Raw genomic sequence first — 13,867 nt, 5'->3', positions numbered from 1 at the left:
TATACATCCACGTCACCCCGCTTTTAGTGCGATAATGCGGAGAGCAGGCAAAAAAACGGATTTTGAGAGCCGGGCGGGAGCGAACGCAGGGCGGGGAGTGTGAAATTTATTTAAACATAGGTGTTTTTAGGCCACAAGCGGGTTTAAATCGCAGGGCATTTTGGGATAGTTCGCGATATTTTTTGTAATTTTGGGGCTGATATTCACTATTGTCACATCAATCAACACTAACTGCGTGAAAACCAAATCAATCATATTGCTTGCAGTCCTTCTGCTCACCGGCGCCGCCTACGTTTCGGCAGGCACTGACAACGTTGCCGAAGAAGTAGCCTGGGTTGTAGGCGACCAGCCGATCTGGAAATCAGAGATCGAAGAAGCCTATCAGACAATGCTCTACGAGAAGATGCCGATTGCCGGAGACCCCTACTGCGTGATCCCCGAACAGCTCGCCATCGAGAAACTCTATCTCCATCAGGCCGAACTCGACACCGTCGTGGCTCCTGACAGCTGGGTGATGAACCAGGTCGAAGCATATATCAACAACTACATCACCAACTTCGGATCAAAAGAGAAAGTCGAGCAGTACTTCCACAAGTCAATCCCCGCCATGCGCGAATCACTCCGCGAGATGGTCAGCAACCGTTCGCGAGTGCAGCAGGTGCAGCAGAATCTGACCTCCAAGATCAAAGCCACACCCGCCGACGTGCGCCGCTACTTCGAGAAACTCCCTGAAGACAGTGTACCCTGGGTGCCCCTTCAGGTCGAAGTTCAGATCTTCTCCGTGTCTCCGACCGTGTCGCGCGAGGCCGTCGAGGATGTCAAAGCCCGTCTGCGCTCCTTCAGCGACCAGGTCAACAAAGGCGAAAGCCAGTTCTCGACCCTCGCCATCCTCTACTCCGAGGACGGCAGCGCCGGTCGCGGCGGTGAGCTCGGCTTCATGGGTCGCGGCGAATTAGTGCCGGAATTCGCAGCCGTGGCCTTCAACCTCAACGACCCCAAGAAGGTGTCGAAAGTGGTTGAGACTCAGTTCGGATTCCACATCATGCAGCTCATCGAGAAGCGCGGCGACCGCGTCAACGTGCGCCACATCCTGCTCAAGCCGAAAGTGGCCGAAAAGGACCTCACCGAAGCCGTCAACCGCCTCGACTCGCTGCGCATGGACATCAACGAAGGCAAATTCACCTTCGAGGAAGCCGTCAGCGTCCTCTCTCAGGACAAGGACACCCGCAACAACCGCGGCCGCATGGTCAACCCCAACACCGGCTCGACACGCTTCCAGATGGCCGACCTGCCGCAGGAAATCTCCCGTCTGGTCGACGGCATGGAACCCGGTGCCCTCTCAGAGCCGTTCATCATGACCGACCCCAAGACCAACCGCGAGATTGTGGCCTTCGTGAAACTCACCTCCCGCATCCCCGGCCACCGCGCCAACATCAGCGACGACTACCAGCTCATCAAGGACATGTATGAGAACTCCCGCCGCGAGGAAGTGCTCAACACCTGGCTTGCCAACAAGATCAAAAACACCTATATCCGCATCGAAGACGGCTGGAAGAACTGCGAGTTCAAACACAAAGGCTGGAACAAACAGTAAGATATTGTTGAAAAACAAACACTTCACACCGCATTGAAACGCTCACCACTACTGGCTCTCGTAGCGCTGGGAATGATCAGTCTCCCGGCCATGCTCGCTCAGGCCCCGAAAGACGGGCCGTCGGCCAAGTCGCCTGCGCCGAAAACGGCACCGGCACCGCGCAAAAGCACAGTGCGCCCGACCATCCCCACGGCTGACCGTCACGAACCCGGAAAAGTGTTTCTCGAAAAGGCTGACCGCCTGATCTTCGACCAGGCCCGCGACTCTGACGTACAGATACTTGTGGGCAACGTGCTTTTCCGCAAAGGGGACATGTTCATGTATTGCGACAGCGCCCGCTTCAACGAAAAGACCTCGTCGCTCGACGCCTTCAACAACGTCCACATGGAGCAGGGCGACACCCTCTTCGTCTATGGCGACGAGCTATATTACAACGGTTCCGAGGAACTGGCCGAACTGCGGGCCTATCCCGGCAAGAAAGTGCGCCTGATCAACCGCGATGTGTCGCTGACAACCGACGTGTTCTTCTACGATCTCGCCGCCCAGGTTGGTTTCTACGAGACCGGAGGCACCCTCAGCGACAAGCAGAACACCCTCAAATCGCTCCAGGGCTACTACTATCCCGACACGAAAGACGCCTTCTTCTATCTGAACGTCGACCTGACCGGCCCGCGCCCCAACGACACCCTGAGGATGTTTACCGACTCGCTCACCTACAACACGGCGACCAACATAGCCCAGCTGATGTGCGAGACACTCATCACAAGCAAAGACGGCGAAATCACCTCGACCTCAGGCTTCTATGACACCAAGCTCGGACTTGCCGATCTCTATGACCGCTCGACCGTCCACACCCGGCGCGGCAACTACCTGACCGGCGACACCCTCTTCTATGACCGCAACAAAGGCTACGGCGAGGCTTTCGGCAACATGATCCTGACCGACTCGGCCCGCAGGTCGGAACTCCGCGGCGACTACGGATTCTATGACGAGCTGAAGGACTCGGCCTTCGTCACAGGCAACGCCCTCGGTATGGAATATTCCCAGGCTGACACCCTCTATCTCCACGGCGACACCATCTGCGCCTACATGCTTGCCGACTCCACGAAAGTCACCGACGTCTACCACCGTGTGCGCTTCTTCCGCAACGACTTCCAGGGGCTCTGCGACTCGATGAGCGTCGTCGAGCGCGACTCCATATTATATATGTATTACCACCCGATCCTCTGGTATGGCGACAAACAGATCGTCGGCAACATCATCTATACCCACTTCAACGACTCGACCGTAGACTGGGCGCGCCTGCCCGAATCGGGAGTCGTCGGGCAGCACATCGGCGAGGACTGCTACGACCAGCTGGCCGGATCAGACATGACCGCATGGTTCAACGACTCGACAATCAACCGTCTCTATGTCGAAGGAAACGTGCAGGTGATCATGTTCCCGATGGAAAACGACTCGACCTACAACAAGTTTGTCTTCACCGAAAGCAGCTACATGGACGCCTATTTCAACGGCAACGAAATCGACAGGATCAACATGTGGCCCGCAACCACCGGAAAGGCGACACCGCTCTATCTGGCAAAACGCTCGTCCTACTACCTGCCCGTGTTCCGCTGGTACGGACTGTTGCGTCCGATGGCCCCCGCAGAAGTCTTCGACTATCCAGCAGAGATGGAAGACCTCAGAAACCAGAAACTCATGGGCCGCATACGCCCCGACGCCTATACCGTCCGCGGAACCGCCACCGGACGACCGAAGCCGCTCGAACCGGACATCCCGGAACTCAAAGCAGCCTCAGGACTTCCCGCCGACTCCATTGCGGGCGACTCGATCAACGCCACACAGCTGCCGCTCCACCCCGACTCGATCGGCCTGCCCGGTCAGATCACACTTCCTGACTCGATAGCCTTGCCTGATTCGATAGCAATGCCCGACTCAATCGCAATGCCCGAACCAGCGCAACAGCCTGACTCAACCGAAGTCCCCGCAGGCAGCACTCCCAAAGATCCCAGTACTCCCAGCACTCCCAAAGATCCCAGCCCTGCGGCCCCTGCTCCCCCTGCTGCCCCCAAGCCCGGAAAGGAGGTGGAGCGATGAGCGACATAATCCGCCTGCTGCCTGACTCCGTGGCCAATCAGATTGCCGCCGGAGAAGTGATCCAGCGCCCCGCATCGGTCATCAAGGAACTTGTCGAGAACTCGATCGACGCCGGCGCCACGTCCGTGACCATCATACTCAAAGACGCCGGACGCACCCTGATCCAGGTCATCGACAACGGAAGCGGTATGAGCGACACCGACGCCCGCCTGGCCTTCGAACGCCACGCGACATCGAAAATCAGCCGTGCCGACGATCTTTTCAGCCTCTCGACAATGGGATTCCGCGGCGAGGCCCTCGCCTCGATCGCAGCCATAGCCCAGGTCGACCTGCGCACCATGCTCAAAGGCGAGACCGTCGGTACCCGCCTGGTCATCAGCGGCTCCAAAGTTGAGAGCCAGCAGCCCGAAGCCTGTGCGCCCGGCAGCAACCTGATGGTCAAAAACCTGTTTTTCAACGTCCCCGCGCGCCGCAAGTTCCTGAAAAAGGACGCAGTCGAACTGAGCAACATCATGCGCGAGTTCGAACGCCTCGCCCTGGTCAACCTCGGAGTGGACTTCACCCTGATCAGCAACGACACCACCCTCCACGCCCTGCGCCGCGCATCGCTCAAACAGCGCATCACCGACCTCTTCGGCAAATCGGTCGGACGGCAGATAATCCCCGTGGAGACCGACACCTCGATTGTCCGGATCAACGGCTTCATCGGCCTGCCCGAAAACGCCCGAAAGCGCAATCCGCTGCAATATTTCATGGTCAACGGACGCAACATGCGCCATCCCTATTTCCACAAGGCCGTCATGCAGTGCTACGAGCGTCTGATCCCCGCCGAGGAGCAGCCCAACTACTTCATAAACCTCACCGTCGACCCTGAGACGATCGACGTCAACATCCATCCGACCAAAAACGAGATCAAGTTCGAGAACGAGCAGCCGATCTGGCAGATACTCAGCGCCGCAGTGCGCGAATCGCTCGGACGCTTCAACGCCGCCCCGGCGATCGACTTCGACGTGGAGGACGCTCCTGAGATCCCGGCATTCACCCCCGACATCAGCGCCACTCACGAAGTCGAGCTCGACGACAGCTACAACCCCTTCGCCCACAGTTCCCGGCCCGCGGCAGGGGCCCGCAGAGTCTCGAAAATCTCCGCCCTCTCGGATATTTCCGAGGAAGACGAGGTGGAGATCACCCCTTATGCCGGAGACAGCGGCCGGTGGGCCCCGCAGCCCCAGAGCCAGCCGCAGACCCGTCAGCGGAGTTCCAACTTCCAGGACTGGGAGAAACTCTATGACGACTTTATCAGGAAACGCGACGACGGCTACGCCTCGATGGTCGAAAGCAAAGTCAACCAGCCGGAGACAGAAAAAGAGCTTGAGATGGAGGCCGGAAGCACCGTCTCGGCCACTCTTCAGCTCAAGAACTCATATATCCTGACCCCCTCGCGCGAGGGGCTGATGGTCATCGACCAGCACCGCGCACACAAGCGCATACTCTACGAGACATATCTCACCAAGGCCCGCGAACACACTTTTGTCTGCCAGACAACGATGTTTCCGGAGACCGTCGAGCTGTCAGCCGCGCAAAACGCCGTGCTCGCCGACATAGCCCCCGAACTCGAAAACCTCGGATTCAACATCGCGCCCCTTGGCGACAACACCTGGAGCATCATGGGCATCCCCTCGATACTCAAGGACGCCAATCCGCGCGACACCCTCCTCGGCATGATCGAGAACATCACCGAAAGCGGCGAGGACCTGGCCACAGGACTCCACGAACGCCTCGCGCTCTCGATGGCCCGCAGCAGCGCCATCAAGCGCGGTCAGCCTCTGAGCGCCGCCGAGATGGACAAGCTCATCAGCGACCTCTTCCGCCTGCCGACTCCGGGACTCACCCCCGAAGGCAACAACGTGTTCACAATCATCAACCTCGATGACATCTCAAAACTCCTCGGCTGAAAAGATGAAAAATCCGCTGAAAAGAATCCTCCCCCTGCTGACTGTCCTGCTGCTGACAGCCATAGCCCCCGGCTCGCAGGCCGCGGAACCACGGATCTCACTGCTGACGGCCCACGCAGGCGAGGAGATCTACCAGCTCGAAGGCCACACGGCGCTGCGCATCGTCCACCCCGACCGCGGAGACTACGTGGTCAACTGGGGACTTTTCGACTTCGCCGCCCCGAATTTCGTCTACCGCTTCGTCAAGGGAGAGACCGACTATCTGGCCGGGGCTGCCTCGACGGACCACTTCCTCGAAATCTATCGCCGCGAAGGGCGCAAGGTGGTGGAACAGACGCTGGATCTCACCCCGGAGGAAGCCCTCAGGGTGGTAGAGCTTACCGACCTGAATCTCAAGCCTGAAAACCGCGTCTACCGCTACAACTACGTGCTCGACAACTGCGCCACCCGCCCCCTGGCCGTCATAGAGAAGGCCATTGGCGACAGCCTGCGGTTCAGCGCCGACGGGCTCAGGCGCGAACCGTCGTTCCGCGAAGCCATGCGCTCGTATCACCTCGACTATCCCTGGTATCAGTTCGGCATAGATCTCGCCCTCGGAAGCGGCATAGACCGCCCCATAAGCCTGCGCGAGGAAGCTTTCGCCCCTGTGAAACTCGAACTTATGCTCGACCAGGCCACACGGCCTGACGGACGGCGCATAGCCGCCCCGGCCGTCTGCCTTGTCAGGGAAAAAGACGGAAGAGTGCTGCTGCCCCCCACTCCGTGGTATCTCGGCCCGATGTTCTGGAGCCTCGTGGTGCTCGCACTGGCCCTCGCAGTCTCCGCCGGGCAGCTCAGAAGCCGCCGGCGCACCGCCGCAAGCCGCATTTTCGACAGCATCTACTTCACGCTGCTCGGACTGACGGGCTGCGTCATCGCCTTCCTGATCTTCATTTCAGTCCACGAAGCAAGCTCGCCGAACTGGCTTTTCCTCTGGGCCAACCCACTCTGCCTGACTGCCGCCGTGGCCGTCTGGGCAAAAAGGCTTGAAAAGTTGTTGGTTTGCTATCAATTTTTTAACTTTGCACTCCTGATGACCCTCGCAGTTCTTCTGCTCTGCGGAGTCCAGTCACCGAACCCGGCCTTCGTCCCGCTGATCGCGGCTGACGCAGCGCGGGCTTTGACCTGCATATACAACCACTACCGAAACCGCCGATGCCAGCACGCAAAAGTAATCCGATAAGCTCACGGCTTGCCTCAGTGCTCGTTGTCTCACTCGCGACAATGGGTCTTCTCGCACACGCCCAGCAGCCGGCCAAAGGCCCCTCACAGCGTCCCCAGTTAGTGGTCGGAATCTTTGTCGAGGGACTCACGGCGGACTATATCAACCTTCTGCGCGACAACTTCGGGAAAGACGGCTTCAACCGTTTCATCCGCGACGGCGTCAGCATCGAGAACGTTGACTTCGGACCCGGCATAGACGCCACAGCCGCCACAGCGATGCTCGTGACCGGCGCCGCACCGGGCGTTAACGGCATTCCCGCCGCGAGAGTCTGGGACAGCGAAACCCGCTCGGACTACCCCATCCTGCTCGATCCGGCCAAAATCGGCAACTTCACCGACGAGACCTTCTCGCCCGGCGCACTGAAAGTGTCGACCGTCAGCGACGAAGTCCGCATCTCGGACGGCGGACTCGGACTGGTCCACTCCGTGGCCCCCGACGCCCAGGTGGCCATCATCCTCGCAGGCCATGCGGGCAACAGCGGCTTCTGGCTCAACGAAACCAACGGCAAATGGTGCACCTCGACATTCTATCGCGACGTGCCCGCCGCCATTGCCCGCCGCAACTACGGAGTGACCCTCGCATCGAGGCTCGACACCCTCGCCTGGACCCCGTCGATGGCCCTCGACCGCTATCCCGACCTCCCTGAATACAAGAAACTCTATCCCTTCCGCCACACCTTCCCCTCGCGCGAGACCGACCGCTTCAAAGCGTTCAAGACCTCCGCGCCCGGCAACCGCGAAGTGGCGGCCATAGGGCTTGACTATATCAACTCGCTCAAACTCGGCACACGCGGAGTCACCGACATGCTCAACCTCGGCTTCAACGTGTCGCCCTATCAGTACGGACGCGATGCCGACAACCGCATCGAGACGATGGACGCCTATCTGCGTCTCGACTCGGACATCGCCAACATTGTCCGCGCCGTTGAAAAAGGCCCCGGAATGGCCAACTCGGTGATCTTCATCGCCGGAACCCCCGCCCCGACAGGCGGAAAGCGCGACGAGGAGCGCTGGAACATCCCCTCAGGCCAGTTCTCGCCCCGCAAAGCCACGTCGCTGCTCAACATGTATCTCATGGCCATCCACGGCAACGGAGACTATGTCAACGGCTACCACAACGGCTACTTCTTCCTCAACCGCAAGCTTCTGAAAGACCGCAATATAGACGAAAGTTCAATCCGCCGCGAAGCAGCAGACTTCCTGGCGCGTATGAGCGGAGTCAGCGCAGTCTACACCCTTGACGACATCATGGCGCGCCGCGCCGGCGACGAACCTCTCGCCTTGCAGCGCAACACCTCGCCCGTCCATGCCGGCGACCTCCTGGTGATGGTCAATCCCGGCTGGGAAATTTCCGACTCGGCGGACGATGAAGTGAACAAAACACAGAATCCGGTCGTTAGATGCGTGGCGACCACCTCGCCCGTCTATATCCTTGCGCCCACAGTCGACGCCCAGAGCATCGACGCGACAGTCGACGCACGGGCCATCGCCCCGACCGTCACCCGCCTGCTGCGCATCAGGTCGCCCAACGCGGCCTCAGTGCCCTCACTCCGCCTTTCGTCTGTACGCTAAGCGGAGCGACAGCCGCGCAGACCGCCGCCTGACATCCCCACGGACCCAGGGCAGACCGACAACACACAGCCTGCGCGCACACGGCACACCGTTCAGATCTCTCCCGCTTTTTTTCATCACTCTTTCAGAAATTTCAACTTCATCATCAATATGTCATTACAATCATTTCTCACCAAGATTTTCGGCAACAAGTCGACACGCGACCTCAAGGAGATCGAACCCATTGTAAAGAAAATCGAGGCTCTTGAGCCTGAGGTGAAACAGCTCACCATAGACCAGCTGCGCGAGCGCATCGACAATGTGCGCGCCGACATCCGTCAGGCCATCTCAGCCGAGCAGGAAGAAAACGCGCGCCTCAAGGTGGAGGTCGAGGAACTTCCCTTCGACGAACGTCAGCCGGTCTGGGACAAGATCGACCGCAACGAAAAGACCATGCTCGACACCATCGAGGAGAAGCTCAACCTGCATCTGCCTGAGGTCTTCGCAGTGGTCCGCGAAACAGCCGCCCGCTTTGCCGCCAACGAGACAATCACCGTCAAGGCAACCCAGCTCGACCGCGAACTGGCCGCCCTGGGCAAGGACTTCGTCAGCATCGACGGCGACAACGCCATCTGGAAAAACCACTGGCTCGCCGGAGGCAACGAAATCGTCTGGGACATGATCCACTACCGCGTGCAGCTCATCGGCGGTATCGTGCTCCATCAGGGCAAGATCGCCGAGATGGCTACCGGTGAAGGCAAGACCCTCGTGGCCACCCTTCCGGTGTTCCTGCGCTCGCTCTCAGGCCGCGGTGTCCATGTGGTGACCGTCAATGACTATCTCTCGAAACGTGACTCGGAATGGATGGGCCCGCTCTACATGTTCCACGGCTCGACCGTTGACTGCATCGACAAGCACCAGCCCAACACCGCCGCCCGCCGCGCGGCCTACAACTGCGACATCACCTTCGGTACGAACAACGAATTCGGCTTCGACTATCTGCGTGACAACATGGCTATGTCGCCCGCCGACATGGTGCAGCGCAAGCACTACTATGCGATTGTCGACGAGGTCGACTCGGTGCTCATCGACGATGCCCGCACACCTCTGATCATCTCAGGTCCCGTCCCCAAGGGCGACGACCAGCTGTTTGACGAATACCGCCCCAACGTCGAGAAGGTCGTGGAAGCCCAGCGCCGCCTGGTGACCAAGATCCTCGCCGACGCCAAGACCAAAATAGCCTCCGACGACAAGGAGACCCGCAAGGAAGGCGCCCTGCTGCTCTACCGCGCCTTCAAGGGCCTGCCCAAAAACGGCGCCCTGATCAAATTCCTCTCGCAGGAAGGCATGAAGAATCTCATGCTTGAGACCGAAGCCTACTATCTCCAGGACAACAAGCGCGAGATGCCGAAGGTGACCGATCCGCTCTACTTCGTCATCGACGAGAAGAACCGCAGCGTAGAGCTGACCGACAAGGGTATCGACGAGCTGACCGGCAAGACTGACGACCCGCAGTTCTTCGTGCTCCCCGACATCGCCTCGCAGCTCTCCGATACCGAACACATCGAGAACGCCGCCGAACGTCAGCAGCGCAAGGACGAGCTGATGCAGGACTACGCTGTGAAGGCCGAACGCGTCCACACCGTCACCCAGCTCCTGAAGGCCTACACGCTCTTCGAGAAGGACGTTGAATATGTGATCGACGAGGGCAAGATCAAGATCGTCGACGAGCAGACGGGCCGTATCATGGAAGGCCGCCGTTACAGCGACGGACTCCACCAGGCCATCGAGGCCAAGGAACATGTCAAGGTAGAGGCCGCAACCCAGACATTCGCTACAATCACTCTCCAGAACTACTTCCGCATGTATCACAAACTGGCGGGCATGACCGGTACGGCAGAGACCGAAGCCGGGGAGTTCTGGGACATCTATAAGCTCGATGTGGTGACGATCCCCACCAACAAACCGATCGCCCGCATCGACATGAACGACCGCGTCTACAAGACGAAGAAAGAAAAATATGCCGCCGTCATCGAGGAGATCCAGGAACTCGTGTCGAAAGGCCGTCCGGTGCTCGTCGGCACCACTTCGGTCGAGATCTCGGAGCTTCTGAGCCGAATGCTGACCATGCGCCACATTCCCCACAATGTGCTCAACGCCAAGCTCCACCAAAAGGAGGCCGAGATCGTGGCCCACGCCGGCAAGAAAGGTATGGTCACCATCGCAACCAACATGGCGGGCCGCGGTACGGACATCAAGCTCACTCCCGAAGTGAAAGAGGCGGGCGGTCTGGCCATCATCGGCACCGAGCGCCATGAGTCGCGCCGTGTCGACCGTCAGCTGCGCGGACGTTCAGGCCGTCAGGGCGACCCCGGATCATCGGTGTTCTACGTGTCGTTCGAAGATCAGCTGATGCGTCTGTTCGCCACAGACCGCGTGATGAAGATGCTTGACACCCTCGGTCTTGAAGAGGGCGAGCGCATCGAGAGCGGCATGGTGACCAACGCTATCGGCAACGCCCAGAAGCGCGTCGAGGAAAACAACTTCGGTATCCGCAAGCGCCTGCTGGAGTATGACGACGTGATGAACAAACAGCGTACCTACATCTACAACCGCCGCCACCACGCACTGCTTGGCGAGCGCATCGGCATCGACATCGCCAACATGATGTGGGACATCATCGAGAACCTCGTCAACAATTACAGCCCTGCGGAATACGAGGAACTGAGCATGGAGCTTATGCGCGCCCTGACCATCGAGGCACCCTTCAGCGAGGATGAATACCGCAACATGTCGAAGGAAGACGCCATCGAGAAGATCCACACCGCCGCCCAGGAGGCTTTCGACCGCAAGAGCCAAAGAATCCTCGACGTGGCCCAGCCGGTGATCACCGACTGTGTGGAAAACCGCGGTTTCAAGGGCCGTATCGCAGTTCCGATGACCGACGGCAAGCGTTTCTTCAACCTTGTTGTGGACATCGACGAGGCTTACCGCACCGGCTGCAAGTCGATCGTCAAGGAATGGCATAAGGCGGTGCTGCTCGTGAGCATCGACGAACTGTGGAAAGAACATCTCCGCGAGCTTGATCAGCTGCGCCAGAGCGTTCAGAATGCTTCCTACGAGCAGAAGGACCCGCTGGTGATCTACAAGGTCGAGTCGTTCCACCTCTTCGAGGCGATGCTCAACAATCTCAACGTGAAAGCTATGGCGACGCTCATGCGCGGCCAGATCTACGTGCAGCAGCCCGCTCCTTCGCAGCAGCCTGCCGCTCCTGCGGCGCCCCAGGAGGGTGAGCAGGCCGAGGAGGCTCCTCAGCAGGAGGCTCCGAAGGCTCAGCCGAAGGTTGAGCGCGCGATGCCTGAACGCGCCAACGATTATTCGAAATATCGTGCAAGCCGCGAGAATCTGCCCGGCGAGGCAGCCCAGCGTGCGGCTGCTCAGGGCGCAGGTCAGCGCGCTGCGGCTCCCCAGCCGGTGAAGGCGGGTCCGCGCATCAACCGCAACGATCCCTGTCCCTGCGGTTCGGGCAAGAAGTACAAGAACTGCCACGGCAAGGGTCTCTGATCTTAGCCGTCAACAGATCTAAGTTTATTAAAAACCTCATGCAGGGGCGCTTCCGAACCGATGCGCCCCTGCACGATATAAATGCTCAACCAAATTTAAATCCATGATGAAAAAACTGTTGTTACTGGCCCTTGTGGTGACGAGCCTGCTGTCGGTTTCGTGCACAAAACGCGTTGAGGGCATCTTGCGTGAGAATCCGGCTGAGATCTCCAGGAAGGAGGCCGTGAAGATCAAGGTTTACTATGAGGAGCAACTGGCAACTGCCGAGGCGCTGCTCAAGGATAATGATGACAAGGCTCTGGCTAAGTATCTCAAGAGCCCTGAGTGGGCCCTGGCCGAGGGCTGCCATACGAAACTCACACAACTCCCGCCGGAACTGGCGACCGAACTGAATATCGCGGCCCTTGAGACTAACTTTGTGCGCTTTGTCAATGATGTGATCAAAAAGGGAATCCCGCTGAGAGAAATCGAGGAGTGAGGGGGGCTTTTGGGAGATTTGGGAATCTTTTGGGAGTTCTGAGAGCTTTGAGAGTTCTGAGAGCTCTGCAATAGATGAAATTTTATCAATTTATTTTCTCTCCGGTGCCTGTTCTGCTAAGATTTCAGGCTGATTCAAGGCCCTAAACCTCATCTGCCTTTCCAAAGCTCTCAGAACTCTCAGCTCTCCCAAAACTCCCAATGCTCTCAGAACTCCCAGCTCTCCCAAAGCTCCCAGTTCTCCCAAGGCTCCCAAAAGCTTTTTTCTTTTAATAAAACTTCAAACCTATCCTAAAAAATCAATTATCATGCAATCTTCCTTTCTTCCTCAACGTGGTCATTACAAAAGCCTGATTGTCTATCAGAAGGCTGAATGTATCTATGATGTCACTTATATGTTCGCTCACCGTTTTCTGTCAAAAGGTGACAGGACTGTCGATCAGATGATTCAGGCTGCGCGATCAGGCAAACAGAATATCGCGGAGGGGTGTGCGGCTTCGTCTACTTCACGCGAGACTGAAATCAAACTTTACAATGTCGCTAAAGCGAGCCTCCAGGAGCTGTTGGCGGACTATGAGGACTTCCTGCGTGTCAGAGGTCTCTGCCAATGGGAATTGTCTGATCCGCGAAGCATACGCACCCGAAAAGGCTGCTCTGAGCACTGCGATTCCGCTTTCTATCGCAATTCACTGCAAAACTCAAGCGAGGAGACTATCGCAAATATAGCCATAACTCTGATTCATCAGGTGGATATTCTTCTCCACCGCCTCATAGAACGGGCCAAAAAGAATTTCCTTGAGGAAGGGGGCATCAGAGAACAAATGACCCGCCACAGACTGGAATATCGCAAAAACAATCCAAAATAAAAATTCAATACCGCAATAAATGCCAAGAGGGAAAGCTCGGTCCGGAGCTTTCCCTCTTGCTTTATATAATACTAATTCTATTTCTTAATCTACAAATTTTATAAACTTAGTATTCTTAAGACCTGATGCGCTGCAATAGTTCAGGATATCACCTTGCAACAACACGCATTTACCCAAATTTGTCGGATTTGCATCTAATGCCAATGTAGCTCTTACAGCTGCCGGCAGCTGTACGGGAATACAAAGGTTATAATCTTTGCAATCAGCCGTCGGAGCTAAAACAAGGTTTGTATTCACAGCGCCTTCAGCTGTAAATTGGGTATTTGAAAGCACTGTTTTGTTTGACGGCATAAAACCGACTATATAACCTTTTACATAGACACTTTTGCAACCTTCAGCAGGGGTATTCTTATCAGTGGCGTTAAAGGCAATCACCTTGGCTACTGAATAGGGATCTGCTTCTGTTCCACTTCCATCAGCGGGGCCGGGATCGGGGG

General features: G+C 57.7%; 9 protein-coding genes. 8 read left to right on the top strand and 1 reads right to left on the bottom strand.

Going from position 1 to position 13,867, the window contains the following annotated elements; genetic code table 11:
* Window positions 1-235 precede the first annotated feature (235 nt).
* From K2H17_RS02395 to K2H17_RS02360, 8 genes are all read left to right on the top strand, one after another.
* Entirely contained in the window at window positions 236-1,594 is a 1,359-nt protein-coding gene (locus K2H17_RS02395) for a peptidylprolyl isomerase (protein ID WP_300130991.1), read from the top strand.
* Between the two features lie 33 nt (window positions 1,595-1,627).
* Window positions 1,628-3,694, top strand: a complete 2,067-nt coding sequence (locus K2H17_RS02390; protein WP_300130989.1) for an OstA-like protein — start codon at window positions 1,628-1,630, stop codon at window positions 3,692-3,694.
* Window positions 3,691-5,649: a DNA mismatch repair endonuclease MutL gene (mutL, locus tag K2H17_RS02385; RefSeq protein WP_300130987.1), complete on the top strand. Its 1,959-nt coding sequence runs from the start codon at window positions 3,691-3,693 to the stop codon at window positions 5,647-5,649. Before K2H17_RS02390 ends, mutL begins: the two co-directional genes overlap by 4 nt.
* Window positions 5,624-6,871, top strand: a complete 1,248-nt coding sequence (locus K2H17_RS02380) for a DUF4105 domain-containing protein (protein ID WP_300130985.1) — start codon at window positions 5,624-5,626, stop codon at window positions 6,869-6,871. The genes mutL and K2H17_RS02380 overlap by 26 nt, the downstream gene beginning before the upstream one ends.
* Window positions 6,844-8,484: an alkaline phosphatase family protein gene (locus tag K2H17_RS02375; RefSeq protein ID WP_300130983.1), complete on the top strand. Its 1,641-nt coding sequence runs from the start codon at window positions 6,844-6,846 to the stop codon at window positions 8,482-8,484. The genes K2H17_RS02380 and K2H17_RS02375 overlap by 28 nt, the downstream gene beginning before the upstream one ends.
* A gap of 150 nt (window positions 8,485-8,634) precedes the next feature.
* Window positions 8,635-12,027, top strand: a complete 3,393-nt coding sequence (gene secA / locus K2H17_RS02370; RefSeq protein WP_300130980.1) for a preprotein translocase subunit SecA — start codon at window positions 8,635-8,637, stop codon at window positions 12,025-12,027.
* Between the two features lie 103 nt (window positions 12,028-12,130).
* Window positions 12,131-12,505: a hypothetical protein gene (locus tag K2H17_RS02365; protein ID WP_300130977.1), complete on the top strand. Its 375-nt coding sequence runs from the start codon at window positions 12,131-12,133 to the stop codon at window positions 12,503-12,505.
* A 307-nt stretch (window positions 12,506-12,812) separates the two neighbouring features.
* A complete protein-coding gene (locus tag K2H17_RS02360; RefSeq protein WP_300130974.1) occupies window positions 12,813-13,370 on the top strand; it encodes a four helix bundle suffix domain-containing protein in 558 nt (185 codons plus the stop codon).
* Window positions 13,371-13,454: 84 nt separating this feature from the next.
* On the opposite strand, the gene K2H17_RS02355 is transcribed toward K2H17_RS02360, so the two are convergent.
* Window positions 13,455-13,867 (bottom strand): DUF6359 domain-containing protein (locus tag K2H17_RS02355; RefSeq protein ID WP_300130972.1); only part of this gene is annotated, 413 nt, incomplete at its 5' end.

It is taken from the genome of Duncaniella sp. (assembly GCF_029054785.1).
In the GTDB taxonomy this organism is placed as follows: domain Bacteria; phylum Bacteroidota; class Bacteroidia; order Bacteroidales; family Muribaculaceae; genus Duncaniella.
This window is presented reverse-complemented; position numbering and strand designations above follow the sequence as displayed.